22 protein-coding genes, 3 tRNA genes and 1 other RNA gene are annotated in these 26,739 nt (G+C 54.7%); 15 read left to right on the top strand and 11 right to left on the bottom strand.

Features of this window, described 5'->3' with window-relative positions; translation table 11 throughout:
- Positions 1–35: 35 nt before the first annotated feature.
- The 5 genes from ACX8ZY_RS11270 to ACX8ZY_RS11250 all read left to right on the top strand — a co-directional run bounded on the left by ACX8ZY_RS11270 (position 36) and on the right by ACX8ZY_RS11250 (position 4,432).
- Complete coding sequence (locus ACX8ZY_RS11270) at positions 36–581, top strand: glutathione peroxidase (protein WP_010670029.1); 546 nt, start codon at positions 36–38, stop codon at positions 579–581.
- Positions 582–1,331, top strand: a complete 750-nt coding sequence (btuD, locus tag ACX8ZY_RS11265) for a vitamin B12 ABC transporter ATP-binding protein BtuD (protein WP_421664965.1) — start codon at positions 582–584, stop codon at positions 1,329–1,331.
- Between the two features lie 68 nt (positions 1,332–1,399).
- Positions 1,400–1,858 (top strand): C40 family peptidase, encoded by a 459-nt coding sequence (locus tag ACX8ZY_RS11260; RefSeq protein ID WP_010245666.1) that lies wholly within the window; start codon positions 1,400–1,402, stop codon positions 1,856–1,858.
- A 295-nt stretch (positions 1,859–2,153) separates the two neighbouring features.
- On the top strand, positions 2,154–2,900 hold the full coding sequence (locus ACX8ZY_RS11255) for an EAL domain-containing protein (protein ID WP_187495615.1): 747 nt from the start codon (positions 2,154–2,156) through the stop codon (positions 2,898–2,900).
- Between the two features lie 80 nt (positions 2,901–2,980).
- Complete coding sequence (locus ACX8ZY_RS11250) at positions 2,981–4,432, top strand: protein adenylyltransferase SelO (RefSeq protein ID WP_421664964.1); 1,452 nt, start codon at positions 2,981–2,983, stop codon at positions 4,430–4,432.
- A 7-nt stretch (positions 4,433–4,439) separates the two neighbouring features.
- On the opposite strand, the gene ACX8ZY_RS11245 is transcribed toward ACX8ZY_RS11250, so the two are convergent.
- Entirely contained in the window at positions 4,440–5,486 is a 1,047-nt protein-coding gene (locus ACX8ZY_RS11245; protein WP_159226378.1) for a 3-deoxy-7-phosphoheptulonate synthase, read from the bottom strand.
- 151 nt (positions 5,487–5,637) lie between these two features.
- Positions 5,638–6,465: a posphoenolpyruvate synthetase regulatory kinase/phosphorylase PpsR gene (gene ppsR, locus ACX8ZY_RS11240; RefSeq protein ID WP_010245652.1), complete on the bottom strand. Its 828-nt coding sequence runs from the start codon at positions 6,463–6,465 to the stop codon at positions 5,638–5,640.
- Positions 6,466–6,902: 437 nt separating this feature from the next.
- Between ppsR and ppsA the strand changes: the two genes are divergently transcribed.
- The gene (gene ppsA, locus ACX8ZY_RS11235; RefSeq protein WP_010245649.1) at positions 6,903–9,287 is read left to right on the top strand and encodes a phosphoenolpyruvate synthase; all 2,385 of its coding nucleotides are present in this window, start codon (positions 6,903–6,905) and stop codon (positions 9,285–9,287) included.
- Positions 9,288–9,356: 69 nt separating this feature from the next.
- On the opposite strand, the gene rprA is transcribed toward ppsA, so the two are convergent.
- Positions 9,357–9,464: antisense sRNA RprA (rprA, locus tag ACX8ZY_RS11230), an RNA gene on the bottom strand.
- Between the two features lie 291 nt (positions 9,465–9,755).
- Positions 9,756–10,874, bottom strand: a complete 1,119-nt coding sequence (gene ydiK / locus ACX8ZY_RS11225) for an AI-2E family transporter YdiK (protein WP_033771631.1) — start codon at positions 10,872–10,874, stop codon at positions 9,756–9,758.
- A gap of 205 nt (positions 10,875–11,079) precedes the next feature.
- On the opposite strand from ydiK, the gene ydiJ reads away from it, so the two are divergent.
- Entirely contained in the window at positions 11,080–14,133 is a 3,054-nt protein-coding gene (ydiJ, locus tag ACX8ZY_RS11220; RefSeq protein WP_425021022.1) for a D-2-hydroxyglutarate dehydrogenase YdiJ, read from the top strand.
- Positions 14,134–14,166: 33 nt separating this feature from the next.
- On the opposite strand, the gene ACX8ZY_RS11215 is transcribed toward ydiJ, so the two are convergent.
- Positions 14,167–14,571: a hypothetical protein gene (locus ACX8ZY_RS11215; protein WP_236351768.1), complete on the bottom strand. Its 405-nt coding sequence runs from the start codon at positions 14,569–14,571 to the stop codon at positions 14,167–14,169.
- Positions 14,572–14,959: 388 nt separating this feature from the next.
- Here ACX8ZY_RS11215 and sufA point away from each other — a divergent pair, with 388 nt between their 5' ends.
- Genes sufA through ACX8ZY_RS11180 form a run of 7 tightly spaced genes read left to right on the top strand, consistent with a single transcriptional unit; the run spans position 14,960 to position 21,622 of the window.
- Entirely contained in the window at positions 14,960–15,334 is a 375-nt protein-coding gene (sufA, locus tag ACX8ZY_RS11210; protein ID WP_010245637.1) for a Fe-S cluster assembly scaffold SufA, read from the top strand.
- A gap of 7 nt (positions 15,335–15,341) precedes the next feature.
- On the top strand, positions 15,342–16,835 hold the full coding sequence (gene sufB / locus ACX8ZY_RS11205; RefSeq protein WP_010245634.1) for a Fe-S cluster assembly protein SufB: 1,494 nt from the start codon (positions 15,342–15,344) through the stop codon (positions 16,833–16,835).
- A gap of 42 nt (positions 16,836–16,877) precedes the next feature.
- Positions 16,878–17,624, top strand: a complete 747-nt coding sequence (gene sufC, locus ACX8ZY_RS11200) for a Fe-S cluster assembly ATPase SufC (protein WP_010245631.1) — start codon at positions 16,878–16,880, stop codon at positions 17,622–17,624.
- Positions 17,599–18,879 (top strand): Fe-S cluster assembly protein SufD, encoded by a 1,281-nt coding sequence (gene sufD, locus ACX8ZY_RS11195; RefSeq protein ID WP_052271702.1) that lies wholly within the window; start codon positions 17,599–17,601, stop codon positions 18,877–18,879. The genes sufC and sufD overlap by 26 nt, the downstream gene beginning before the upstream one ends.
- Complete coding sequence (gene sufS, locus ACX8ZY_RS11190) at positions 18,879–20,102, top strand: cysteine desulfurase SufS (RefSeq protein ID WP_033779783.1); 1,224 nt, start codon at positions 18,879–18,881, stop codon at positions 20,100–20,102. Before sufD ends, sufS begins: the two co-directional genes overlap by 1 nt.
- Positions 20,103–20,123: 21 nt before the next feature.
- Complete coding sequence (gene sufE, locus ACX8ZY_RS11185) at positions 20,124–20,540, top strand: cysteine desulfuration protein SufE (RefSeq protein ID WP_459259897.1); 417 nt, start codon at positions 20,124–20,126, stop codon at positions 20,538–20,540.
- Positions 20,541–20,596: 56 nt separating this feature from the next.
- Positions 20,597–21,622 carry a L,D-transpeptidase family protein gene (locus ACX8ZY_RS11180; protein WP_010245620.1) on the top strand — a complete coding sequence of 342 codons (1,026 nt, stop codon included), beginning with the start codon at positions 20,597–20,599 and terminating at the stop codon, positions 21,620–21,622.
- 81 nt (positions 21,623–21,703) lie between these two features.
- Here the strand turns inward: ACX8ZY_RS11180 and ACX8ZY_RS11175 are convergent, their stop codons facing one another.
- From ACX8ZY_RS11175 to ACX8ZY_RS11150, 6 genes are all read right to left on the bottom strand, one after another.
- Complete coding sequence (locus ACX8ZY_RS11175; protein WP_003853216.1) at positions 21,704–21,940, bottom strand: major outer membrane lipoprotein; 237 nt, start codon at positions 21,938–21,940, stop codon at positions 21,704–21,706.
- Positions 21,941–22,244: 304 nt separating this feature from the next.
- On the bottom strand, positions 22,245–23,657 hold the full coding sequence (pykF, locus tag ACX8ZY_RS11170; protein WP_421664962.1) for a pyruvate kinase PykF: 1,413 nt from the start codon (positions 23,655–23,657) through the stop codon (positions 22,245–22,247).
- A gap of 344 nt (positions 23,658–24,001) precedes the next feature.
- Positions 24,002–24,078 (bottom strand) — tRNA-Val (locus ACX8ZY_RS11165).
- Between the two features lie 11 nt (positions 24,079–24,089).
- Positions 24,090–24,166, bottom strand: a tRNA-Val gene (locus tag ACX8ZY_RS11160).
- A gap of 3 nt (positions 24,167–24,169) precedes the next feature.
- A tRNA-Val gene (locus tag ACX8ZY_RS11155) sits at positions 24,170–24,246 on the bottom strand.
- A gap of 152 nt (positions 24,247–24,398) precedes the next feature.
- On the bottom strand, positions 24,399–25,772 hold the full coding sequence (locus ACX8ZY_RS11150) for an MATE family efflux transporter (RefSeq protein WP_022625743.1): 1,374 nt from the start codon (positions 25,770–25,772) through the stop codon (positions 24,399–24,401).
- 202 nt (positions 25,773–25,974) lie between these two features.
- On the opposite strand from ACX8ZY_RS11150, the gene ACX8ZY_RS11145 reads away from it, so the two are divergent.
- Complete coding sequence (locus ACX8ZY_RS11145; protein WP_421664961.1) at positions 25,975–26,634, top strand: riboflavin synthase subunit alpha; 660 nt, start codon at positions 25,975–25,977, stop codon at positions 26,632–26,634.
- Positions 26,635–26,739 lie beyond the last annotated feature (105 nt).

Here is a 26,739-nt window from a genome sequence, read left to right as displayed (position 1 = left end):
CTGCATCCACAACAGCATCCACAACAGGAAACAGCATGAACATTTATCAAACTGAACTGGTTACGCTCGATGGGGAAAAAACCACGCTGTCACAATGGCAGGGCAAGGTACTGCTGGTGGTCAATGTTGCCTCGAAATGTGGTCTGACGCCGCAATATGAAGAGCTGGAGAACCTGCAGAAAGCCTGGCAGGATCAGGGCTTCAGCGTACTCGGTTTTCCCTGCAACCAGTTTCTGGAGCAGGAGCCGGGCAGCAGTGAGGAGATTAAAACCTTCTGCAGCACCACGTATGGCGTCACGTTCCCGATGTTTGCCAAAACCGAGGTGAATGGCGCAGGCCGTCATCCGCTCTATGCTCAGCTGATTGCGGCCCGACCTGACGCGGTGCGCCCGGAAGGCAGCGGCTTTTACGAGCGCATGGAGAGCAAAGGACGCGCGCCGAAAGAGCAGGGCGACATCCTGTGGAACTTCGAAAAATTCCTTATTGGCCGTGACGGCAGCGTGATCCAGCGTTTTGCACCTGACATGACGCCGGAAGATCCGATCATTCTGGAAACCATTAAGCAGGCGCTGGCAAAATAGATGCTGTTGCGCCTGCAACAGGTCGCCGTCCCCGGACGGCTGCTGCCACTGACCGGTGAGCTTGCCGCCGGTCAGCTGCTGCACGTGGCAGGCCCGAACGGTGCAGGCAAAAGCACCTTACTCAGTGTGATTGCGGGACTGCAACCCGCCTCCGGCACGGTGCTGCTGGACGAACAGCCGCTGAGTGACTGGAACGGCGCGGCGATGGCCCGGGTTCGCGGCTGGCTGCCTCAGCAGCAGGCACCGCTGAGTCAGATGCCGGTCTGGCACTATTTGCGTCTGCATCTGAAACAGGCGGCGGGGCAGACAGACGATCGCCTCAGCAAGCTGCTGAAACGGCTTCAGCTGCAGGATAAGTTATCGCGTTCACTGACCCGGCTCTCCGGTGGTGAATGGCAGCGCGTCAGGCTGGCGGCGGTTTGTGTGCAGATTGATCCCCACATCAATCCACACGGGCGGCTGCTGATCCTTGATGAGCCCATGACCGCGCTGGATATCGCCCAGCAAAAAGCGGTGGACGATCTGATTGCCGACCTGTGCGCGGCGGGCATCAGCGTTATCGCCAGCAGTCACGACCTCAACCACAGCCTGCAACAGGCGGATCGGGTCTGGCTGATGGATAAGGGAGCGTTGATAGCCCAGGGTGAACCGGCTGAGGTTCTGACGCCGCAGCGCCTGACACCGCTCTACCAGATTGCTTTCCGGCAGCTTGAACTCGAAGGACGCACGCTGCTGACCGTATTGCCCTGACACTTGCTACCCGGCGGGCTTTACCGCTACATTAAGCCGGTTGCAACTTCTGATAAGGACATTTGGCGATGCGCCTGGGTTTGCTGATTTTAGTTCTGCTGCTGACGGGATGCAGTCATCACGCTCCGCCGATTAATGGCCGTCTTTCCGATTCGATCACCGTGATTGCGGAACTGAACGATCAGCTCGGTAACTGGCGTGGGACGCCTTATCGCTATGGCGGCATGAGTCGTAACGGGGTTGACTGCTCCGGCTTTGTCTATCTGACTTTCCGCGATAAATTTGCGCTGCAACTGCCGCGCACCACCTCAGCTCAAAGCGATATCGGCACCCGAATCAGCAAAGACGAGCTGCTGCCAGGCGATCTGGTCTTCTTCAAAACCGGTCGCGGGGAGAATGGCCTGCATGTGGGCATTTATGACACCGATAATGCCTTTATTCATGCCTCAACCAGCCAGGGCGTCATCCGCTCCTCGCTCGACAATGTCTACTGGCGAAAAGTGTTCTGGCAGGCCCGTCGTATTTAAACGCAGGTCCGAGGAATCAGACTTAAGTCCAATTTTAAATAGAGTTAAAACAGAGAGTAAAAGGTTTATTTTAAATGACAGTTATTGAGCGTGGGTTTTAATAAACATAATAAACGCTTATTTAATTCCACTAATAACCGCTGTTTTATCGCTACTATTTGGCTTAAGGGTGATCGCCTGCTGCCAAACGGCAATGGAAGAGTAAAGAAGTTCGTCTCTTCAATGATTTGGCACTATTGCCTGCGCCTGACCATTACTATACGATATCCCCATCGCCGCATATTCTGGCATTAAAATGAAAATTCATCTTTCGGCCGACTATCAGTCGGAAATCTGGTTTTATCCTGTCTGTGATGTTAATGGGCGACTGACCGCTGTCGAGCTGGTCACGCAGTTTGTGCATGAAAGTGCCCCCATCACCCTGCCGCAGGATCTGTTGCTGCCGCAGCTCGATGAGTCGCAGCAGCTGCGCCTGCTGCAAAGTCAGATTGGATTGCTGGAGCAGAATCGCGGCTTTTTTGAAGCGCATTCCGTGTCAGCATTTATACGTATTGATGAAGGCATGGCCCGGACGCTGCTGGCCAGCGAATTAGTGATGCGCAAAATAAACCAGTTGCCATTCATTCTGTTGAATATCACTGAAACGTTTCCGCAACTAAAACTGGGAAAAAATAATCCCCTGCTGGCAAGCCTGCATGCTGAGTTTAATTTAGCAATTTCTCATTTCGGCGCGGGTAAGACCCCCTCTAATGCGGTCTACGATAATTTATTCAGCTGCATCTGCCTGGACAAAGAGTTTATTCATTCGCTGGCAAAGCGCGCTTCATTCGTGCCATTTATTCAGAGCATTATCGATAATTTCCGCGCCCATTGTGACCGGCTCATTATTTGTGGCATTGATGACGACGTGCTGCTGGATAAAGTCAGCCAGCTGAGCGGTGCCGAGTTTCAGGGTTCGCTCTTCCCGGTGGTAAAATCTGACGCGCTGCATTCACTGATCTGCGCCGACGATCGTGTGCCATCCGCGCAGCATCCCGGCTGATACTTCCTGTTAATCCCCGCTATCAGCGTTACACTAGAGGACTAACCTTAAGTAACGCTGAGCATCGCATGGGAGAAACAATGTCCTCAGGCAAGGCCTCTTTCGACAACACCTGGTTCCGTGAACTTACCGGGTGTTACACCGCGCTGAACCCCACGCCACTGGCAGGCGGACGCCTGCTGTATCATAACGCACCGCTTGCAGCCTCAATGGGGCTGGATAGCGCGCTCTTTGCCGATAAGGGGCATGCCGTCTGGCACGGTGCCGCACTGCTGCCCGGCATGCAGCCGCTGGCGCAGGTCTACAGCGGCCATCAGTTTGGCGTCTGGGCGGGCCAGCTTGGCGACGGGCGCGGCATTCTGCTGGGTGAGCAGCGTCTGGAGGATGGCAGCAAGCTGGACTGGCATCTCAAGGGCGCAGGCCTGACGCCTTATTCCCGCATGGGCGATGGCCGTGCCGTGATCCGTTCCAGCGTGCGTGAGTTTCTCGCCTCGGAAGCGCTGCATCATCTGGGCATTCCCACCACGCGTGCGCTGACCCTGTCGATAGGTGATGAACCGGTCTACCGCGAAACAACAGAGCGTGGCGCGATGCTGATGCGCATTTCACCGAGTCATCTGCGTTTCGGTCATTTCGAGCATTTCTTTTACAGCCAGCAGCAGGAGAAAGTGCAGCAACTAGCCGACTACGCCATTCGCCATCACTGGCCGCATCTGGACGCTGAAGCAGACCGCTATCAACAGTGGTTTACCGACATTGTGTTACGCACTGCGCGTCTGATTGCGCTGTGGCAGAGCGTGGGCTTTGCTCATGGAGTGATGAACACGGACAACATGTCGATTCTGGGTCTGACCATCGACTATGGCCCCTTTGGTTTTCTGGATGATTATCAGCCTGACTTCATCTGTAATCACAGCGACTATCAGGGGCGCTACAGCTTTGAAAATCAGCCAATGATCGGCATGTGGAATCTTAACCGGCTGGCACATGCGCTGTCGGGTCTGCTGACCACCGAGCAGTTGCGGACGGCACTGAGCGCCTACGAACCTGAACTGATGCGGGTCTGGGGCGAACGGATGCGGGCGAAACTCGGTCTGCTGACGCAGCAGAGCAGCGATAATGAGATTCTGACCGATCTGCTGGCACTGATGACGCAGGAGCATAGCGATCACACCCTGACGTTCCGCCTGCTCAGTGAGACGCAACAGGCTGACAGCCGTTCACCGCTGCGGGATGAGTTTATCGATCGTGAGGCGTTTGATTGCTGGTATCAGCGCTACCGCAGCCGTCTGATGGATGAGCAGGTCAGCGATGCAGAACGTCAGGCCGTGATGAAGGCGGCCAATCCGGCGGTGATTCTGCGCAACTATCTGGCGCAGCAGGCGATTGAAGAGGCGGAGCGGGGAGAGCAGGGGGCGCTGGCACGTCTGCATCAGGCGTTACAGCAACCCTTTAGCGATCAGACAGCCGCTGAATATCGTCAGCGGCCGCCAGACTGGGGCAAAACCCTGGAAGTGAGCTGCTCCAGCTGATGCAGACTCAGAGGCGGTGAGAAACCGCCTCGGCCAGCAGGGCGAGCACCTTTTCGCTCTCCTGCCAGCCGAGGCAGGGATCGGTAATCGACTTGCCATAGACCAGCGGTTCGCCGCTGACGACTTTCTGATTGCCCTCTTCCAGGAAGCTTTCAATCATCACACCAGCAACGGCCTGCGATCCCGCTTTAATCTGTTCTGCCACCTCTGCCGCGACATCCATCTGACGACGATGCTGCTTCAGGCAGTTACCGTGACTGAAGTCGATCACCAGTTGCTGTGGCAGATTAAATGCCGACAGACTTTCGGCTGCGGCGGCGACATCACTGGCATGATAGTTAGGCTGTTTGCCGCCACGCAGGATCACATGACCATGCGGGTTGCCGCTGGTCTGATAGATAGTCATCTGGCCCAGCTTATCGGGCGAAAGGAACATGTGGCTGGCGCGCGCGGCGCGAATCGCATCCACGGCAATCTGTACGTTACCATCGGTGCCGTTTTTAAAGCCGACCGGGCAGGAGAGGGCCGATGCCATTTCGCGGTGGATCTGGCTTTCGGTGGTGCGTGCGCCAATCGCGCCCCAGCTAATCAGATCGGCAATAAACTGGCCGATCACCATATCCAGGAATTCCGTGGCGGTAGGCAGGCCCAGCGCGTTGATATCAATCAGCAGCTGGCGGGCGATGCCTATGCCGCGGTTCACATCGTAGCTCCCATCCAGATCCGGATCGGAGATTAAGCCTTTCCAGCCCACTACGGTGCGCGGCTTTTCAAAGTAGGCACGCATCACAATCTCCAGCCGATCTTCATAGTGGCTGCGTAACGCGTTCAGACGCTCAGCATATTCCAGTGCCGCTTTCGGGTCGTGCAGCGAGCAGGGGCCAATCACCACCAGCAGGCGGGGATCTTCACCCGTCAGAATACGGGCAATACGTTTACGGGCAGCGGTGACATTGTCGGCAATTGCCGGAGAGACAGGATGCTCGGCCGCCAGGCTGGCGGGGGTAATCAGACTACCAATGCGTGCGGTACGCAGTTCGTCGGTTTTGTTCATGGGTTTCTCGAAAACGGTTCTTCGCAGCGGTGAAATACCGGGAAGTGATGGTGGTCACAATAAACCATTAGTCTGCGAATTCAACCCGGAATTTAATAATGAAATCAAAAGCGACGGCAGCGCCGCTTTACAGTTCAGCGCCGGTTACCCATCAGTACATGCGGCGAGTCAGGCCCATAATGTCGAGAATTTTGGTCGCAATCTCCTCCACGGAGTAGTTGGTGCTGTTGAGATAGCGGATCTGATGAGTGCGAAACAGCGCTTCCACTTCGCCCACCTCCAGCCGGCACTGACGCATCGAGGCGTAACGGGTATTTTCCGCCCGCTCCTGACGTATCGCAGCCAGCCGTTCCGGGTCGATGGTCAGCCCGAACAGTTTATTCTGATGCGCGCGCAGCGCGGGCGGGAGTTTAAGGTTATCCATATCGTCGGCAATGAATGGATAGTTGGCGGCGCGAATACCAAACTGCATTGCCAGATAGAGGCTGGTGGGTGTTTTGCCACAGCGCGAGACGCCTAACAGAATCACCTGCGCATCTTCCAGCCCGCGCAGCGAGATGCCGTCATCATGCGCCAGGGTGTAATCGATGGCCGCGATACGTGCGTCATATTTACCCAGGTTACTGGCATCCAGTCCATGGGTACGGTGTGCCACCGGCGCGGGCGATAAACCCAGCTCCTGTTGAAGCGGGGCGACCAGCGCCTGGACGATATCCTGACAAAAGCCGTCACTCTGTACGATGATGTCGCGCACTTCCGGCGTCACGATGGAGAAAAAGACCAGCGGCCGGACACCGCTCTGCTGATAGAGCGCGTTAATCTGGGCTTTAACCGCCAGCGCCCGCTGAACATTTTCCACAAACGGCAGCGTCAGGCTGGTGATATTGACCGGAAACTGCGACAGCACCGCATGACCCAGCACTTCAGCCGTAATGGCCGTACCATCGGAGATATAAAAAACGCTTCTGTCAGTTGTCATAACGAAATCAGCCTCAGACAAGAGTGAGCATTCAGCATGGGCCATGCGATTAAATAAATCATCTCTGATTTTAATTTCTGGAATGTCTGTCCGGATTATTTGTCTGTCGTTTCATCATGATACTAAAAATGAAAGGGTGGCTCGTTGAGCCAGCATTCTTTTTAATCCGTCGTTAAGCCGCAAATAGCCACGCAGTTGTTGCGCAACAAAACAGAATGCTTAAGTGGCTGAAAACCTGCCATTTCCTGTGGCATCAATCATTTAGAGAAAAAAGGCGACTTTGCGCAACAGCAAAATAATGCGCTCACAATTCCGAAACTGTGGCTGAAATTCTGCTTTAACGATTCAACAGATCGTTATTGAGAGGGTGATATGCCAGGCTGAAGACAGATTACTCCCTGTGTCCATTCATTGATAATTGATAAAGGATAAGCTCAATGTCCAGTAAAGGCGAACAGCCACTCGTGCTCTGGTATAACCAGCTTGGCATGCATGATGTTGACCGGGTGGGGGGCAAAAATGCCTCTCTGGGTGAAATGATTACTAATCTGTCGTCGCTGGGCGTTTCCGTGCCCAACGGTTTCGCGACCACATCCTACGCCTTTAACCTGTTCCTCGATCAAAGCGGGCTGAATCAGCGCATTTATGCGCTGCTGGATGAGACCGATATTGATGACGTTGATGCGCTGGCAAAAGCGGGTAAGCAGATTCGTCAGTGGGTCGTGGAGACACCGTTCCTGCCCGAGCTGGAGTCCGCCATTCTGGACGCCTATAAGCAGCTTTCTGCTGATGATGATGCCGCGTCGTTTGCCGTACGCTCCTCTGCAACCGCAGAAGATATGCCTGATGCCTCTTTTGCCGGCCAGCAGGAAACCTTCCTGAATGTACAGGGCATCGACGCCGTCATGGTGGCGGTAAAGCATGTCTTCGCCTCGCTGTTTAATGACCGCGCTATCTCCTACCGCGTGCATCAGGGCTATGACCATCGTGGCGTTGCGCTCTCTGCGGGAATACAGCGCATGGTGCGTTCAGACCTGGCCGCCTCGGGTGTGATGTTCACCATTGATACCGAGTCCGGCTTTGATCAGGTGGTCTTTATCACCGCCGCACTGGGGCTGGGGGAAATGGTGGTGCAGGGTGCCGTTAACCCGGATGAGTTCTATGTGCACAAGCCAACCCTGGCAGCCGATCGTCCGTCGATTGTGCGCCGCAATATGGGCTCGAAAAAGGTTCGCATGGTCTATGCCGATTCCCAGGCGCATGGCGAGCAGGTGCGGATCGAAGATGTGCCTGAGGCCGAACGCGACCGTTTCTGCCTGAGCGATGAGGAAGTGCAGGCGCTGGCGAAGCAGGCGGTGCTGATTGAACAGCATTATCAGCGCCCGATGGATATTGAGTGGGCCAAAGATGGGCACACCGGCAAACTGTTTATTGTTCAGGCGCGCCCTGAAACCGTCCGCTCAAATGGTCAGGTAATGGAGCGTTACACGCTGCAGGGGCAGGGCAGCGTCGTCGTGGAAGGTCGTGCTATCGGTCATCGTATTGGCGCAGGCGTGGTGAAGGTCATCCACGATATCAGCGAAATGAACCGCATTGAAAAAGGCGATGTGCTGGTGACCGACATGACCGACCCGGACTGGGAACCGATCATGAAAAAGGCGTCAGCGATTGTGACTAACCGTGGCGGACGGACCTGTCATGCGGCGATCATCGCGCGTGAGCTGGGCATTCCGGCAGTGGTGGGCTGTGGCGATGCCACCGACCGGCTGAAAGAGGGGCATAACGTCACTGTCTCATGTGCCGAAGGTGATACCGGCTACGTCTACGATCAACTGCTCGACTTCGACGTCACCAGTTCGCAGGTCGATTCACTGCCTGAACTGCCGCTGAAGATCATGATGAACGTGGGCAACCCCGATCGCGCCTTTGATTTCGCCTGTCTGCCTAACGAAGGCGTGGGTCTGGCGCGGCTGGAATTTATCATTAATCGTATGATCGGCGTCCACCCTAAAGCGCTGCTGGAGTTTGACCAACAGACGCCGGAGCTGCAGCAGCAGATCCGTAAAATGATGAAAGGATTTGATGATCCGGTGGAGTTTTACATCGCTCGACTGACTGAAGGAATTGCCACGCTTGGCGCCGCTTTTGCGCCGAAACGCGTAATTGTCCGACTTTCTGACTTTAAAACCAATGAATATGCCAACCTGGTGGGTGGAGAACGCTACGAGCCAGAAGAGGAAAACCCGATGCTGGGATTCCGGGGTGCGGGTCGCTATGTCGCTGACAGCTTCCGGGACTGCTTTGCGCTGGAGTGCGAAGCGGTGAAACGTGTTCGCAACGAGATGGGCCTGACAAACGTCGAGATTATGGTTCCGTTTGTGCGCACCGTTGAGCAGGCGAAGGCTGTGGTGGAAGAGCTGGGGCGTCAGGGACTGAAGCGCGGCGAGAACGGGCTGAAGATCATTATGATGTGCGAGATCCCGTCAAATGCCCTGCTGGCGGATCAGTTCCTGGAGCACTTCGATGGCTTCTCTATTGGCTCAAACGACATGACTCAGCTGACGCTGGGGCTGGACCGCGACTCTGGCGTCGTCTCCGCGCTGTTTGACGAGCGTAACGAAGCCGTGAAAATGCTGCTTTCAATGGCGATAAGGGCGGCGAAGCAGAAGGGGAAATATGTCGGAATCTGCGGGCAGGGACCGTCAGACCATCAGGATTTCGCCGCATGGCTGATGGAAGAGGGCATCGACAGTCTGTCACTGAACCCGGACACGGTGGTGGAGACCTGGGTGAGTCTGGCGCAGTTAAATAAAACAGCCTGATACGGGTTGTTAGCACTCTTCAGGGCCCGCTATGCGGGCCTTTTCTGTTTATATCTGGTCAGATTCAGGCAAAAAAAAAGCCCATCACAGGGGATGGGCAAAGACTACACACAGCAATTCTTTACTCTACTCAGGGGAATGAGATTGTCTGAAAATCATCAGGTTGATTTCGAACATAGGAAACATGTTATTCATACGGCTGGCTGTCGTCTTTAAGAATCCTCTTATTAGTTTAAAGCCAATAATCTTTTGTGACCTTTACTTCGCCATTTGGCTTAAGAAACAGTGCAGAAAGTAATCTTTTTTGGCCCGAAAAGGTCACTTTCAGGCTAAAGGTGGCTTTTTTCTTAAAAATCGCTAATGGAAAACAGAATTTATCTGATCTGAGAGAAGGGGTGCGGTTAATCATCATTAACCGCACTAATCAATGCTTATGGGGGCTAGCGGCGCAGGGGTTATTGCATCTCATCATACAGCAGGCGGGGTATCCTCGTGATCCGCCAGGGCATCAGCCACGGCCAGTTGGTCACTATCCGGGGCAGGCGCTTCATGAACCCAGACGGAAACCAGACGATAAGAGACCGCCAGAACCACTGGCCCGATAAACAGACCAATCATCCCGAACGCAAACAGTCCACCAATAACACCAGAAAGAATCAGGATCATCGGCAGATCGGCACCCATACGGATCAGCATCGGGCGCAGCACGTTATCCATCGTGCCGACCACACAGCTCCAGACCAGCAGCACCGTTCCCCATGTTGTATCTCCGCTCCAGTAGAGGTAGATAATGGCGGGAACCAGCACCAGTAGCGGGCCGAGTTGTACCAGACAGCAGAGGATCATCAGTACCGTCAACAGCGTGGCGTAAGGAATGCCGGAGATCGCCAGACCGATACCGCCCAGCACGCCCTGCACCAGCGCCGTCACTACTACGCCAAGCGCCACGGCACGAATGGACTGCGCCGCCAGCAGTACGGCGGCATCACCGCGCCGTCCCGCCATGCGGAAAGCAAAGTGACGAATGCCCTGGGCAGCCTGTTCGCCACGCCAGTAAAGCAGCACGCTGAACAGTAACATCACGCCCAGATGGATCATAAAGCGTCCGAAATGACCGGCCTGCGCGACAAAAAAGCCGGTGGTACGGCCGATATAGGGCTGTATTTTTGCCATGACGCCGGCACCGCCGCTCGCCACCAGCGTGTCATAACTGACATAAAGCTTTTTGCCGACCATCGGGACATCGTTGAGCCATAACAGTCGCGGCATCATATGCCCCTGGGTAACCCAGGCAATCACCGGCGCGCTGTTATCAATCAGGCTGCTGACCAGCAGGGCGATAGGGATAATAAACAGCAGCAGCAGAAGCAGTGTCATCACGATCACCGCCAGGGAACGGCGTCCCCATAACAGTCGCTGGAATTTCAGCATCAATGGCCAGGTGGCAATCACCACCATGCTGGCCCAGGCAAAGCCCAGAATAAACGGCTGCACGACCCATAAACAGGCGACAATCAGCAGCAGAATGAACATCAGGGTGAAGAGTATTTGCGGTAAATCCATATCCCGGTACTGGCTTTTCATCATTGACTCATAACCTCGTCTTAATCCTTCATTTTCAGGCATTCGGATGCCCGTTTTTATCATGATCTATTTGCTGAGGTTTAAACAGAGTTGCGGAGAAAGGTTTTTGCCTTTTCTGAAAAAAGGGCAGGCGCAGGAAAAATATGATAAAACGAGAAATCGCTAATCTATAAACGCAAACGTTTACAACACCTTCGGTCAGACAATCATGATCCCACAGATTTCGCAGGCACCGGGCCTCGTTCAACTGGTGCTGACGTTCCTTGAGTCGTTGAAAGAGCAGGGTTTTACCGGTGACATGGCAACCAGCTATGCCGACCGTCTCTCACTCTCCACCGATAACAGCATCTATCAATTGCTGCCCGACGCGGCGCTCTTTCCGCGCTCGACTGCGGATGTTGCGCTGCTCGCCCGCGTGGCCGGAGAAGCGCGCTTTGCCAGTCTGGTATTTACCCCGCGCGGCGGCGGTACCGGCACCAACGGTCAGTCGCTGAATCAGGGGATTGTGGTGGATATGTCGCGCTACATGAACCGTATCCTGGAGATCAATACCGATGAGGGCTGGGTGCGGGTTGAAGCGGGGGTGATCAAAGATCAGCTTAACGCCTGGCTGAAGCCATTCGGCTTTTTCTTCTCGCCGGAGTTATCCACCAGTAACCGTGCCACGCTGGGCGGCATGATTAATACCGATGCGTCCGGCCAGGGCTCACTGGTCTATGGCAAAACCTCGGACCATGTGCTGGGCCTGCGCGCCGTGCTGCTGGGCGGCGATATCCTTGATACGCGTCCAATGGCTACCGCGCTGGCTGAAACCCTGGCGCAGACGGCGACTCCCGAAGGCCGGCTCTATCAGCAGGTGCTGACGCGCTGCCGCGAGCATCGTGCGCTGATTCTGGAAAAGTTTCCAAAGCTGAATCGGTTCCTGACCGGATATGACCTGCGCCATGTCTTCAGCGACGATATGCAAACCTTTGACCTGACGCGCCTGCTGTGCGGCGCAGAGGGCACGCTGGCCTTTGTCACGGAAGCGCGGCTTGATATCACGCCGCTGCCTAAAGTGCGCCGACTGGTAAATATCAAATATGACTCCTTTGACTCCGCCCTGCGCAATGCGCCTTTTATGGTGGAAGCGCAGGCGCTCTCGGTAGAGACCGTTGACTCTAAGGTGCTGAACCTGGCGCGCGAAGACATTGTCTGGCACTCGGTGCGCGAATTGATCGCCGATGTACCCGACAAAGAGATGCTGGGTCTGAATATTGTTGAGTTTGCCGGTGACAACGCCGCGCTGATCGATCAGCAGATTGAACAGCTTTGTGGCCGCCTTGACGCACTGATGGCGCAGCAGCAGGGCGGCGTGATTGGCTATCAGTTCTGTAACGACCTGGATGGCATTGAACGCATCTATAACATGCGTAAAAAAGCGGTGGGTCTGTTGGGAAATGCCAAAGGCCGGGCTAAACCGATTCCCTTTGTGGAAGATACCGCGGTTCCACCGGAAAAACTGGCGGACTACATTGTCGAGTTTCGCGCGCTGCTCGACAGCCACGGGCTGAGCTACGGCATGTTTGGTCACGTCGATGCAGGTGTACTGCATGTGCGTCCGGCGCTGGATATGTGCGATCCGCAGCAGGAGATGATGATGAAGCAGATCTCCGACGAAGTCGTAGCGCTGACAGCGCGCTACGGCGGCCTGCTGTGGGGTGAACATGGCAAAGGATTTCGAGCCCAGTACAGTCCGGCATTCTTCGGTGAGACGCTGTTTAACGAATTGCGCCGCATCAAAGCGGCCTTTGATCCGCTCAATCGCCTGAATCCGGGCAAGATCTGTACGCCATTCAACAGTAATGATGAAATGATGCAGGTCGATGCGGTGAAGCGCGGAACCTATGATCGTCAGATCCCGTTAACGGTCCGGGATGAATGGCGTGGCGCGATGGAGTGTAACGGCAACGGGTTGTGTTTTAACTTTGATGCCCGCAGCCCGATGTGTCCCTCCATGAAGATCACCCGCAACCGCATTCACTCGCCCAAAGGGCGGGCAACGCTGACGCGGGAGTGGCTGCGGCTGCTGGCCGGGCAGGGCGTCGATCCGCTCACCCTGGAAAAGCAGCTGCCTGAAAATCGGCTGTCGCTTCGCACCCTGATTACCCGTACCCGCAATAGCTGGCACGCCAGCAAAGGGGAGTATGACTTCTCGCACGAGGTGAAAGAGGCGATGTCGGGCTGTCTGGCCTGCAAAGCCTGCTCCACCCAGTGTCCGATTAAAATTGACGTGCCCGCTTTCCGCTCGCGCTTCTTACAGCTCTACCATACCCGTTATCTGCGTCCGGTCAGCGATCACCTGGTGGCTGCAGTGGAGGGCTACGCGCCGCTGATGGCAAAAGCACCGAAAGTGTTTAACTTCTTCCTGCGCCAGCCGTGGCTGAAAGAGATAAGTAAAACCCATATCGGTATGGTCGATCTGCCTCTGCTTTCGGCCCCAAATCTGAAACAGCAGCTCAGTGGTCATCCCGCCATGAACATGACGCTGGAGCAGCTGGAAGGGCTGTCAGCCGCTGAGCGCGCAAACTGTGTGCTGGTGGTGCAGGATCCTTTTACCAGCTTCTATGAGGCGCAGCTGGTTAACGATTTTGTCAGGCTGATTGAGAAACTGGGCTATCGGCCCGTGCTCCTGCCATTCTCGCCAAATGGCAAAGCGCAACATGTGAAAGGTTTCCTGCAACGTTTCGCCCGCACGGCGTCCCGCACCGCCGATTTCCTGAATCGGGTGGCAAAACTGGGGTTGCCCATGGTCGGTGTCGATCCGGCCACGGTGCTCTGCTATCGCGATGAGTATCGTCAGACGCTGGGCGAATCACGCGGCGACTTTAACGTCCTGCTGGTACATGAGTGGTTAGAGCGTGCACTGGCAGAGCGTGACGTGCAGGCCACGGGCGGAGAATCCTGGTATCTGTTTGCACACTGCACCGAGGTGACCGCGCTGCCCTCCACACCGAATCAGTGGCAGGCGATCTTCTCCCGTTTTGGCGCGAAGCTGGAGAACATCAATGTTGGCTGCTGCGGTATGGCTGGCACCTACGGTCACGAAAGTAAGAACCTTGAAAACTCGCTGGGGATCTACGCGCTCTCCTGGCATCCCCAGCTTCAGCGACTGCCACGCCAGCGCTGCCTGGCCACTGGCTATTCGTGCCGCAGTCAGGTCAAGCGTGTCGAGGGCAACGGAATGCGTCATCCGCTTCAGGCATTGTTAGAGCTAATGTAAAAAAATTGTGCGCGACGTCACGCCCTGGCTGGATTAGAATATCCAGCCTGCGTGACGCATGAAGTCACTTTGCAGCGCAGTGGCCTGGTTCCACTCCCCGACCATTGCCAGTTGATGGCAGAGGCGGGTCAGGGACAATCGCGCCAGTTGATAAGCCTGAAGGCGAAACAGGCGATCGCGATCGCTGTTTCCCATCTCCTGCACCAGTCGGTGATGCAGTTTACCCATGGCATGCAGGTAACTCTGGTCGTCACCGTTCAACTGGCAGATTTCTGCCATATCCTGACAGGCATCGTTAAACTGACGTAGCTGATGAATCGTGCAGTCGGCCCGGTCGAGCTTTGCCTGCGCCATATAAAAGTCGACGGTGATATCACGCACCACAAACTGATATTCGTCGATTTTGTGCTGCAGCCAGGCTGAGACAGAAAGCGTCATAACGCCACCCTGAATGTGAATGATAATAATTATCATATTCAATTGAGCTGTGATTGCAATTGGCGGGCAGAAAAATTTATCGATTTATCCTGCCTGTCGGTATAATCGGAAATAACAATCTGTTTACATCGCAGAAAGGCGTAACCTATCAATAAGCATTTTTATCAAAAATGGTTATTTAAAAAAGAGTGATTTATTAATAGGTTAACACTGGCTTATTTATGCTGACGCGCTCACCACAAGGTGAGCTGAAGAGGCTATGCTTAATAATTAAGCAAATAAAACCGCACAAGATGATTATCCCTGCAAAACAAGAGGTTGAAGTGATTGGTCAGATCACTACCATAGGGGGATAGCCTGAAAAGGTCCGGACTCAAGAGGTATCAACATGGCATCCGTTAATACAGACTCTTTCTCACCCGACGATTTTGTCTGGAAAGGGCTGACGCTGACTGAAACCGCAGCGCAACAAATTCTCAATCTGGCGGCTCAGGACCCCGATGTCAAGGGTCTGCGGCTCGGCGTAAAACAATCCGGCTGCGCCGGTTTTGGTTACGTCATGGATCTGGTGAAAGAGCCAGTCGAGGATGATTTGCAGTTCTCATTCCATGGCGCAACGCTGTTTGTGCCGCTACAGGCGATGCCATTCGTTGATGGCACCGAACTGGACTACGTTCGTGAAGGCCTGAATCAGATTTTTAAATTCAATAACCCTAAAGCTCAGCACGCCTGCGGGTGCGGTGAGAGCTTTGGCGTCGAGTAAGTGAAATATGTCACGACACAGCGAAACATCTGACGATGTACAAATCTGGGAAGGCAAGCTCAACTACAAAGAGGGCTTCTTTACCCAACTGCAAACCGAAGAATTTGCCAACGGCATCAATGAAGATGTGGTGCGGGCGATTTCGGCCAAGCGTAACGAGCCAGAGTGGATGCTGGAGTTTCGTCTTAAAGCGTTTCGTGCCTGGCTTGAAATGGAAGAGCCACACTGGCTGAAAGCGCACTACGAAAAACTCGACTACCAGGATTACAGCTACTACTCCGCGCCTTCCTGCGGCAACTGTGATGACAGCTGCGCATCAGAACCCGGTGCACTGCAGGCTTCAGGCAGCGCGCCAGCCAGCGATTATCTGACACAGGAAGTGGAAAACGCCTTTAATCAGCTGGGTGTCCCGGTGCGTGAAGGCCGTGAAGTGGCGGTTGACGCCATTTTTGACTCCGTTTCGGTGGCGACCACCTATCGCGGCAAGCTGGCGGAGCAGGGAATTATCTTCTGTTCCTTTGGCGAAGCGATTCAGGAGCACCCGGAGCTGGTGAAGCAGTATCTCGGCACGGTTGTTCCGGCGAACGATAACTTCTTTGCGGCGCTGAACTCGGCAGTCGCCTCTGACGGCACCTTCGTTTATATCCCGAAAGGGGTGCGTTGCCCGATGGAGTTGTCGACCTATTTCCGCATCAACGCAGCGAAAACCGGTCAGTTCGAACGCACCATCCTGATTGCCGATGAAGACAGCTACGTCAGCTACATCGAAGGCTGTTCAGCGCCAGTGCGTGACACCTATCAGCTGCACGCGGCCGTGGTGGAAGTCATCATCCACAAAAATGCCGAAGTGAAATATTCGACGGTTCAGAACTGGTTCCCGGGCGGCGAAGGTGAGGGGGGTATCCTGAACTTCGTGACCAAGCGCGCGCTGTGTGAAGGCGACCACAGCAAGATGTCCTGGACACAGTCTGAAACCGGCTCTGCTATCACCTGGAAATATCCAAGCTGCATTCTGCGCGGGGACTATTCAGTGGGTGAATTCTACTCAGTGGCACTGACCAGCGGTCGTCAGCAGGCCGATACCGGCACCAAGATGATCCACATTGGTAAAAACACCAAGTCGACCATCATCTCTAAAGGGATTTCGGCCGGTAAAAGTCAGAACACCTATCGCGGGCTGGTGAAAATCATGCCAACCGCGACCAATGCCCGTAACTTTACGCAGTGTGACTCGATGCTGATCGGTCCTGATTGCGGCGCACATACTTTCCCGTATGTGGAGACCCGCAACAATACCGCTCAGCTTGAGCATGAAGCCACGACATCACGTATCGGCGAAGATCAGATGTTCTACTGTCTGCAACGCGGTATCAGTGAAGAAGACGCCATCTCGATGATCGTGAACGGCTTCTGTAAAGACGTATTCTCGGAGTTGCCACTGGAATTTGCTGTGGAAGCCCAGAAATTGTTAGCCATCAGCCTTGAGCACAGTGTGGGCTGATGCCGTCACACGCGTTGCCGGAAGCAATGTGAAGGAATAAGTATGTTAAGCATTAAAGATTTGCAGGTCAGTGTTGAAGATAAAGCCATTCTGCGTGGCCTGAATCTCGAAATTAAACCCGGCGAAGTGCATGCCATCATGGGCCCGAACGGCTCAGGTAAAAGCACCCTGTCAGCGACGCTGGCAGGCCGTGAAGATTATGAAGTAACCGGCGGTTCGGTCAGCTTCAAAGGTAAAGATCTGCTGGAACTGGCCCCTGAAGAGCGCGCCGGTGAAGGCATCTTTATGGCATTCCAGTATCCGGTAGAAATTCCGGGCGTCAGCAACCAGTTCTTTTTACAGACCTCGGTCAATGCGGTACGCAAATATCGTCAGCAGGAAGAGCTGGATCGCTTCGATTTCCAGGACTTCATTGAAGAGAAAATTGAGCTGCTGAAGATGCCGGCAGATCTGCTGACCCGCTCAGTCAACGTTGGCTTCTCCGGCGGTGAGAAGAAGCGTAACGACATCCTGCAGATGGCGGCACTGGAGCCAGAACTCTGCATCCTGGATGAGACCGACTCAGGCCTGGATATCGATGCGCTGAAAATCGTGGCGAATGGCGTAAACAGCCTGCGCGACGAGAAGCGTGCCTTTATCATCGTGACCCACTACCAGCGTATTCTGGATTACATCAAGCCAGACTTCGTTCATGTTCTGTATCAGGGCAAAATCGTGAAATCTGGCGACTTCTCGCTGGTGAAACAGCTGGAGGAGCAAGGTTATGGCTGGCTTACCGACGAAGAGTGATTCTGCGCTGCAACAGTGGCATCACCTGTTTGAGTCGCGTGGCGACGTGCGTTCTCTGCAGGCACAGCAGCACTGGCAGCAACTGATGCGCGTTGGCCTGCCAACCCGCAAGCACGAAAACTGGAAGTACACGCCGCTGGACACCTTACTGTCACAGCAGTTTGTACTGCCTGACGCGCCGCAGACCCTGAGCGCTGAACAGGTTGATGCACTGGCGCTGCCGCTGGATGCGATCCGTCTGGTCTATGTTGACGGTCAGTTCCAGCCAGCCTTCAGCAGTCGCGACTGCGAACTGTTTGAGGTTCAGCACAGCGTGGCCGCCGAGCGCCGTCCGCTGCCTGCTGCGGTTCAGCCTGAAGTCTTCCTGCATCTGACAGAAAGTCTGGCAGAAGAGGTGACGACCCTGCGTCTGGCACGCGGTAAATCCGCTGCGCGTCCGGTCTATCTGCTGCACATCACCAGCGGTCAGCAGACGGGTATGAACACGGTTCACTATCGTCATCACCTGCAGCTGGAAGAGAGTGCCGAAGCGGAAGTGATTGAGCACTACGTTTCACTGGATGAGCGCGCCCATTTCACCGGCACGCGCTTTACCTTTGCGGTAGGCGACAATGCAAAACTGACGCACACGAAGCTGGCCTTTGAAAGCAGCGCCAGCTATCACTTTGCGCATAACGATCTGGTCATTGGCAATGATGGCCAGGTCAGCAGCACCAGCTTCCTGCTGGGTGCCGGGCTGTCGCGTCACAACACCAGTACCCAGCTGAATGGCGAAAACACCACGCTGGCGATCAACAGCCTGGTGCTGCCGGTGAAACAGGAAGTGGCGGATACCCGTACTTACCTGGAGCACAACAAGGGCCACTGCGTCAGCCGCCAGATGCATAAAACCATCGTGCGCGACAAAGGCCGTGCGGTGTTTAACGGCCACATTAAAGTGGCACAGCATGCACTGAAGACAGACGGGCAGATGACCAACAACAACCTGTTGCTGGGCAAGCTCTCAGAAGTCGATACCAAACCGCAGCTGGAAATTTATGCGGATGACGTCAAGTGCAGCCACGGTGCCACCATCGGTCGTATTGATGATGAGCAGATGTTCTACCTGCGTTCGCGCGGTATTGAGCAGGATGCTGCACAGACCATGATTATTCATGCGTTTGCCGCAGAACTGACCGAAACACTGGAAAATGAGGTGATGCGTCAGGCCGTGCTGCAGCGTATCGCGCAACGTTTTCCCGGAGGCGACATATGATGAACTTCGATCTCGAACGCGTCAGGGCTGATTTTCCTATCCTGAAGCGTGAGGTCAACGGTCATCCGCTGGCCTATCTTGACAGTGCGGCCAGCGCACAGCGTCCACTCTCGGTGATTAACGCCGAGAGTCATTTCTATCAGCACGGCTATGCGGCCGTGCATCGTGGTATCCATACGCTGAGCCAGCAGGCGACCAGCGACATGGAGAACGTGCGCGATCAGGCTGCCCGTTTTATCAATGCGCAGTCACAGGAAGAGATTGTCTTCGTCAAAGGCACCACCGAAGGCATCAATCTGGTGGCGAACACCTGGGGCAGCAGTAACCTCCAGGCTGGCGATAACCTGATCATCACTGAGATGGAGCATCACGCCAATATCGTTCCATGGCAGATGCTGGCCCAGCGCACCGGCGCAGAAGTGCGTGTCCTGCCATTAAATGACAACGGTGAGCTGGCGCTGGAGCAACTGGCGGGGCTGATCGACAGCCGTACGCGGTTGCTGGCGGTGACGCATGTTTCAAACGTGCTCGGCACGGTTAATCCGGTTAAGGCGATCGTTGCTCAGGCAAAAGCCGCTGGCGTGGTAACGCTGGTGGATGGTGCCCAGGCGGTGATGCATGACAAGGTTGATGTGCAGGATATCGGCTGCGACTTCTACGCCTTCTCCAGCCATAAACTCTATGGACCGAACGGCGTGGGTATTCTCTACGGCCGCAAAGCGCTGCTGGATGAGATGCCACCATGGGAAGGGGGCGGTTCAATGATTGAGCGCGTCATGCTGCCTACCGGCACCACCTGGAACAGTGCGCCGTGGCGCTTTGAAGCGGGTACGCCGAACACCGGCGGTATTATCGGCTTTGGTGCGGCGATGGCCTATGTGCAGGCGCTGGGACTGGATACGATTCATCAGCGCGAGACGGCACTGATGAACTATGCGCTCGATAAGCTGGGTACCGTTCCGGATATCCAGATCTACGGGCCGCAGTCACGAGCTGGCGTTATCGCCTTCAATCTCGGTAAACACCACGCCTACGATGTCGGCAGCTTCCTGGATCAATATGGCATTGCCATCCGCACCGGACATCACTGCGCGATGCCGCTGATGCAGCATTACAATGTACCGGCGATGTGCCGTGCCTCCTTCACGTTCTATAACAGTGAAGAGGAAGTGGATCGTCTGGCTGCCGGTTTGACGCGCATTCATCGTCTGCTGGGCGGCTGAACAGTTTTAACGGAGTCACTGATGGCGAATTTGCCTGAAAAAGAGAAACTGGTTCGCAACTTCAACCGTTGCGCTAACTGGGAAGAGAAGTACCTCTACATTATTGAGCTGGGTTCAAAGCTTCCGGAATCTTCTGAAACCTTACACCAGCCGGAGAACGTGATTTCGGGTTGTCAGAGTCAGGTGTGGATCAGAATGACCCCGCAGGCGGATGGTTCCATTGCGTTTGAAGGCGACAGCGATGCCGCTATCGTTAAAGGTTTGATTGCTATCGTATTTAGCCTCTATCAGAACCTGCCGTCCGCCGATATCCTGGCGCTGGATGTGCGCCACTGGTTTGGCGAACTGGCACTGATGCAGCACCTGACGCCCACCCGGTCGCAGGGGCTGGAGGCGATGATTCGGTCTATTCGCCATACCGCTCAGAACCTCAGCTAAGTTACACTCCACAGACGCCATCCGGCGTCTGTTTTTTTATCTGACGAGAAAATTGCATGAAACCTGCTTTACGTTTAGCCGGTGCATTGCTGCTGACCTGCTTTGGGCTCTCTGCACCCGCGTTCGCCACCGAATATCCGCTGCCACCACCTGACAGTCGCCTGATTGGCGAAAACGTCCTGACTCAGGTTCCTGACAATAAACAACCTCTGGAAGCGATTGCGGCGCGCTACCAGGTCGGCCTGCTGAGCATGCTGGAGGCCAATCCCGGTACCGATCCCTGGCTGCCCAAAGCGGGCACCCAGCTGACGGTGCCGCTGCAGATGATCCTGCCCGATACGCCGCGCGAAGGGATTGTGGTGAATCTGGCCGAGCTGCGTCTCTACTACTATCCCAAAGGGGAGGATAAGGTCATTGTCTATCCCATCGGTATTGGCCAGCTGGGTGCAGCCACGCCAGTGATGGTGACGCAGATCAGCCAGAAGATCCCTAATCCCACCTGGACGCCCACGGCGAACATCCGCAAACGCTACGCTAAAGAGGGCATTACGCTGCCTGGCGTGGTCCCCGCCGGACCGGATAACCCGATGGGGCAGTTTGCCATGCGTCTGGCGCGCGGCACCGGCCAGTATCTGATCCATGGCACTAATGCGAAATTCGGCATCGGCATGCGCGTCAGTTCAGGCTGCATCCGTCTGCGTTCAGAAGATATCGAAGCGCTGTTTAATTCAGCCCCGAAAGGGACGCGGGTACAGATCATCAATCAGCCGGTGAAGTACGCTGTAGAGCCGGATGGGAAACGCTACGTGGAAGTGCATCAGCCGCTGTCACGCAACGACAAGGACGATCCACAGACCATGCCGATTGCACTCACTGCCGGAGTGAAGCAGTTTATGAAAAGTGAGAAGAGTGATAGCGCGCTGATTAAAGCCAGCTTAGCGCGACGCTCAGGCATGCCTGTGCTGGTCAGCAGTGGGGAGCCGGTGCAGAGTGATACCGTGCCGCCTGCGGGGCTGGAGAGCGCATCTGTGGGGGCTGATATCCCGGTGACACAGGCTGAGGGCAACGCGGTTCAGCCCTGAACGGATAAGTGCCTGTGAAGGGCACTGAATTCGGAGCAAAAAAAATGGCGCCATAAAGGCGCCATTTTTAAACCAGAACTCTTACTTACGGTAAGAGTGAGCCTGGTTGTCCAGACGCTGGTTAGCGCGTGCTGCGTCATCTTTTGCAGCCTGAACGTCTGAACGCACTGCGTTCACGTCGTTGCTCAGCTGGTCAACTTTAGCGTTCAGAGTCTGAACGTCTGAAGACAGCTGGTCGATTTTAGCGTTGCTTGAGCAACCAGCCAGCATAGTTGAAGCCAGAACTACCGCGCCCAGTACCAGTTTAGTACGATTCATTATTTATACCCTCTAGATTGAGTTAATCTCCATGTAGCGTTACAAGTATTACACAAAGCTTTTTAAGTTGAGAATAAATTTTTGATGAGAAGATGCTTAAATTTGATCGTTCGCTCAAAGAAGCAGCGAATCACAGAATATGATAAAAAAATTTAGCGAAAACAGAGAGATTTAATCGGATTAACCTTAATATTAAGAGTATTTGAATAGTTATTTTCGATTGGAATTTTCTGACATTTGGTTTAAGTAGAAATAAAAAAAAGCGCCCGATAAAGGCGCTTCAAAATAATGGTCAGAGAGCGTTTTACAGAACGTGTACAGAAGCAGTGTTGGTAGTTCCGCTTGGTACTAATGCACCTGACACCAGCACCACGACATCGCCTTTCTGGCCGTAGCCACTTTCCAGCGCCGCTTCTTTACCCAGACGATAGAAATCGTCGGTTGAAGCGATCTCAGTCACCAGACGTGTCTCAATCCCTTTGCTCAGGATCAGCTGACGGGCAGTCATCGGATTGGTGGTCAGCGCCAGGATGGTCGCGTTCGGGAAGTATTTACGTACGGCTTTAGCAGATTTACCCCCTTCGGTAGCAACCACAATCAGTGGCGCTTCCAGCTTCTCAGCGGTCTCTACCGCACCACGGCAGACAGCTTCTGTGATACGCATTTTGCGGTTATCACTCTGGCTGTCGATGCGGGACTTCATCACGCGATCGGTACGCTCACAGATGGTCGCCATGATGGTGACCGACTCCAGCGGATAACGGCCTTTGGCGCTCTCACCTGACAGCATGACAGCATCGGTACCGTCGAGAATGGCGTTCGCCACGTCACCGGCTTCTGCGCGGGTAGGGCGCGGGTTCTTGATCATGGAATCGAGCATCTGGGTAGCCGTGATGACCACTTTGCGTGCTTTATTACATTTTTTGATCATCATCTTCTGCGCGAAGATCACTTCTTCAACCGGGATCTCAACGCCCAGATCGCCACGCGCAACCATGATGCCGTCTGACGCTTCGAGGATTTCGTCGAAGTTGTTCAGGCCTTCCTGGTTTTCGATTTTGGAGATGATCTGGATATGCTCGCCGCCGTTCTGTTTCAGGTGCTCGCGAATTTCCAGCACGTCTGAACGTTTACGGATGAAAGAGGCGGCGACAAAGTCTACGCCCTGCTCACAGCCAAAAATCAGGTCGCGTTTATCTTTTTCGGCCAGTGCTGGCAGCTGGATAGAGACGCCTGGCAGGTTAACGCCTTTGTTTTCGCCCAGATCGCCATTGTTCAGGACTTTACACACCACGGTATTTTCAGTGACTTCGGTCACTTCCATACCAATCAGGCCATCATCGACCAGCACCGTGTTGCCGATTTTCAGGTCAGCAGTGAAACCCGGGTAGGTCACCGCAACGCGCTCGCTGTTGCCAATCACGCTCTGGTCTGTAGTAAAGGTAAAGGTCTGACCCGCTTTCAGAGCCGCATCGTTGCCGCCTTCCAGTTTCATGGTGCGGATTTCAGGGCCTTTGGTATCCAGCAGAATAGCGGCCTGACGGCCGGTTTTTTGCATAACGGTACGCATGTTGGTGATGCGTTGGCCATGCTCAGCGTAGTCGCCGTGAGAGAAGTTAAGACGCATAACATTCATGCCAGCTTCAAGCAGCTGAGTCAGCATCTCTTCGGATTCGGTTTTCGGGCCGATTGTACAAACGATTTTAGTCTTTTTCATGACGGATTTTCTGTAAGTTGTGATGGATGAATAAGGGCGGAATCCGATGGCAGCGCATCGAAGTGAAATTTCTGATTGAGACTGAAAAGGGCAGTACTGAGTAAGAATAGGTGACGAAGGCCAGGCGTGCAGGGAAGTTGTGCGGTTACGGTTGGTAACCACCACGCTGTTGTTGCGCAAATCATTTGAGTTATCGCAGTAAGCACGTGATCGCTGAAACCTTTCAAGTAAGCAACGCGGGACAGTATAGACGCTAAGTATGCGAAAACCAATCAAAAAGCAGAAGGGGGAAGCGATGCAGATCAATAAAAGTGGAGTTGCGCAAGCTGAAGGAATTCTGAAAGTGGTGCGCTCTAATGGACTCGAACCATCGACCCCCACCATGTCAAGGTGGTGCTCTAACCAACTGAGCTAAGAGCGCATACTGAATATTGGTGCGTCCGAGTGGACTCGAACCACCGACCCCCACCATGTCAAGGTGGTGCTCTAACCAACTGAGCTACGGACGCACTTGGTGCGCTCTAATGGACTCGAACCATCGACCCCCACCATGTCAAGGTGGTGCTCTAACCAACTGAGCTAAGAGCGCAACATGCTGTCAGGGCGACAGCGGGGACGAATATTAACGGCAGCGTGTGAGGCTGGCAAGGGGAAAATAGTTTTTTCGCCATGACTGCACAGCAACTGTGCTAACCGTCGTTTTTTTCGTCATTGCGGGCCATGAATGACCCGCCTCGAACGTTATCGCGCTGCACGCGTCAGGATAATCTCCGCCGGTGATTGCTGTAACCGTCTGATGCGCCAGATCATCATCACCGCAGCCGAGGTCAGGCCGATAATAAAGCCGCACCAGAAGCCCGCAGGTCCCATGCGCGGTACCACCCAGTCGGTCAGCGCCAGCAGATAACCGGCGGGCAGCCCCAGCAGCCAGTAAGCGATAAAGGTAATAAAGAAAATCGACCGCGTATCTTTATAGCCGCGCAGGATCCCGCTGCCAATCACCTGTATCGAGTCTGAGAACTGATAAATTGCCGCCAGCAGCATCAACTGTGCCGCCAGCGTCACCACTTCAGGGTTGTCGTTATAGAGCAGGGCAATCTGATGACGAAACGTCACGGTAAAAATGGCGGTCAGCGCCGCCATGCTGATGCCAACCCCCTGGGCGGTCCAGGCCGCGACCCGTGCCTGCTCGGTGGAGCCCTGGCCCAGACGATAACCGACGCGGATGGTGGTCGCGACACCCAGCGACAGCGGCAATACGAACATCAGTGAACTGAAATTCAGCGCAATCTGGTGGCCGGCCACGTTAACGATGCCCAGTGGCGAAACCAGCAGGGCGACCACGGCGAACAGCGTGACCTCAAAGAAGAGTGCCAGTGCCACCGGCAATCCCAGCGTCATCAGGCGGCTCAGAATCGGACGGGAAGGGGGTGACCAGCGGCTCTCCATACGGATATCGCGCATGCTACCCATCCGGCGCACCCAGAAGCGCATGCAGATAAACATCACCCAGTAGACCGAGGCGGTCGCCACGCCGCAGCCGACACCGCCCAGAGCAGGCATGCCGAAGTGGCCATAGATAAAGACATAGTTGAGCGGGATGTTGAACATCAGGCCTAAAAAGCCCAGCACCATGCCGGGTTTGGTTTTCGACAGCCCCTCGCATTGATTGCGGAGCACCTGGAAGAAGAGGTAGCCAGGCGCGCCGAACAGCAGGGCATGCAGATAGCCTTCTGCCTTCAGCGCCAGCACTGGATCGATGTCATGCATCGCCCGGATAAGATAACCGGCATGCCACAACAGCACCATAATCAGCAGGGAGACGAAAAAGGCGAGCCAGTATCCCTGGCGGATCTGTTCACCGATGCGTTCGCGGCGGCCAGAACCATTGAGTTGCGCAACGGTGGGCGTCAATGCAAGCAGAAGACCATGACCAAACAGGATGGCCGGTAGCCAGACAGAGGTACCGACAGCAACGGCGGCCATATCCGTGGCGCTGACTGCGCCGGCCATAATGGTATCCACAAATCCCATTGCGGTTTGAGCCACCTGAGCAAGGATGACCGGAATCGCAAGGGCCAGCAATTGACGCGCTTCTGTTAAATACTTCTGCACGTTAACACCTGACTTATTGAATGAATTAAAAGGGGCAGGAAGCCCGGGGAATTTCGCGAGCTAGTGTAACTGGCGTAACAGAATTCGCCAATCTTTGTCACACAATGCGATTTGCTCCGCTATAAAGCGGCGGTGCGGGCTGAAATCTAACAGCCGACCTGAGCTGTGATAAACTAGCGTAAACTTCGCAGAGGCAAAGACTATGTTTACCGGTATTGTGCAGGGCACCGCAGAAATCGTGTCCATTGAAGAGAAAGAACTGTTTCGCACCCACACTGTCCGCCTGCCGGAAGAGCTCTTACCGGGTCTGGCGCTGGGCGCATCCGTAGCCCATAACGGTTGCTGTTTAACCGTAACGGCAATTGAAGGCGACCGCGTCAGTTTTGATTTAATTAAAGAGACATTGCGGGTGACTAACCTTGGCGATTTACGTCAGGGCGATGTGGTCAATATTGAGCGTGCAGCGAAATTCAGCGATGAAATAGGCGGACACCTGATGTCTGGTCATATTATGACCACCGCTGAAATCTGCAAGATTATCCAGTCAGAACATAACCGCGAAGTCTGGTTTAAAATCCAGGATGCGGCGCAGATGAAATATATTCTGCATAAAGGGTTTGTCGGCATCGACGGTATCAGCCTGACGGTAGGCGATGTGACTAAGACTAAGTTCTGCGTCTATCTGATTCCGGAAACGCTGGAGCGTACCACGCTGGGGGCGAAGACCTTTGGCGACCGGGTGAATATTGAAATCGATCCGCACACGCAGGCAATCGTGGAGACTGTTGAGCGGGTGTTAGCACAGCGCGATGCCGCGGCGGCGATGAGCATCCTGACCGGCCAGTCAACGACAGAGAGTTAATAAAAGGCGCGTAAGCACCGCAGACAGCCCAATCGGTTTTACTCTGTCAGCATTATAAAAGCGCAGGGCGCCGGGTCAGAAGAGGAAAGCGTCCCGCCGCCCGGA

The organism is Pantoea sp. XAF26B01_ASV70 (genome assembly GCF_054512635.1).
Note: the sequence above shows the minus strand (reverse complement) of the source record. Positions and strands in the feature narration are given on the sequence as shown.

What these genes read in the sequence shown, in the direction of transcription:
- ACX8ZY_RS11270 (WP_010670029.1), top strand. Translation starts at nt 36, where the DNA reads ATGAACATTTATCAAACTGAACTGGTTACGCTCGATGGGGAAAAAACC.
- btuD (WP_421664965.1), top strand. Translation starts at nt 582, where the DNA reads ATGCTGTTGCGCCTGCAACAGGTCGCCGTCCCCGGACGGCTGCTGCCA.
- ACX8ZY_RS11260 (WP_010245666.1), top strand. Translation starts at nt 1,400, where the DNA reads ATGCGCCTGGGTTTGCTGATTTTAGTTCTGCTGCTGACGGGATGCAGT.
- ACX8ZY_RS11255 (WP_187495615.1), top strand. Translation starts at nt 2,154, where the DNA reads ATGAAAATTCATCTTTCGGCCGACTATCAGTCGGAAATCTGGTTTTAT.
- ACX8ZY_RS11250 (WP_421664964.1), top strand. Translation starts at nt 2,981, where the DNA reads ATGTCCTCAGGCAAGGCCTCTTTCGACAACACCTGGTTCCGTGAACTT.
- ACX8ZY_RS11245 (WP_159226378.1), bottom strand. Translation starts at nt 5,486, where the DNA reads ATGAACAAAACCGACGAACTGCGTACCGCACGCATTGGTAGTCTGATT.
- ppsR (WP_010245652.1), bottom strand. Translation starts at nt 6,465, where the DNA reads ATGACAACTGACAGAAGCGTTTTTTATATCTCCGATGGTACGGCCATT.
- ppsA (WP_010245649.1), top strand. Translation starts at nt 6,903, where the DNA reads ATGTCCAGTAAAGGCGAACAGCCACTCGTGCTCTGGTATAACCAGCTT.
- ydiK (WP_033771631.1), bottom strand. Translation starts at nt 10,874, where the DNA reads ATGATGAAAAGCCAGTACCGGGATATGGATTTACCGCAAATACTCTTC.
- ydiJ (WP_425021022.1), top strand. Translation starts at nt 11,080, where the DNA reads ATGATCCCACAGATTTCGCAGGCACCGGGCCTCGTTCAACTGGTGCTG.
- ACX8ZY_RS11215 (WP_236351768.1), bottom strand. Translation starts at nt 14,571, where the DNA reads ATGACGCTTTCTGTCTCAGCCTGGCTGCAGCACAAAATCGACGAATAT.
- sufA (WP_010245637.1), top strand. Translation starts at nt 14,960, where the DNA reads ATGGCATCCGTTAATACAGACTCTTTCTCACCCGACGATTTTGTCTGG.
- sufB (WP_010245634.1), top strand. Translation starts at nt 15,342, where the DNA reads ATGTCACGACACAGCGAAACATCTGACGATGTACAAATCTGGGAAGGC.
- sufC (WP_010245631.1), top strand. Translation starts at nt 16,878, where the DNA reads ATGTTAAGCATTAAAGATTTGCAGGTCAGTGTTGAAGATAAAGCCATT.
- sufD (WP_052271702.1), top strand. Translation starts at nt 17,599, where the DNA reads ATGGCTGGCTTACCGACGAAGAGTGATTCTGCGCTGCAACAGTGGCAT.
- sufS (WP_033779783.1), top strand. Translation starts at nt 18,879, where the DNA reads ATGAACTTCGATCTCGAACGCGTCAGGGCTGATTTTCCTATCCTGAAG.
- sufE (WP_459259897.1), top strand. Translation starts at nt 20,124, where the DNA reads ATGGCGAATTTGCCTGAAAAAGAGAAACTGGTTCGCAACTTCAACCGT.
- ACX8ZY_RS11180 (WP_010245620.1), top strand. Translation starts at nt 20,597, where the DNA reads ATGAAACCTGCTTTACGTTTAGCCGGTGCATTGCTGCTGACCTGCTTT.
- ACX8ZY_RS11175 (WP_003853216.1), bottom strand. Translation starts at nt 21,940, where the DNA reads ATGAATCGTACTAAACTGGTACTGGGCGCGGTAGTTCTGGCTTCAACT.
- pykF (WP_421664962.1), bottom strand. Translation starts at nt 23,657, where the DNA reads ATGAAAAAGACTAAAATCGTTTGTACAATCGGCCCGAAAACCGAATCC.
- ACX8ZY_RS11145 (WP_421664961.1), top strand. Translation starts at nt 25,975, where the DNA reads ATGTTTACCGGTATTGTGCAGGGCACCGCAGAAATCGTGTCCATTGAA.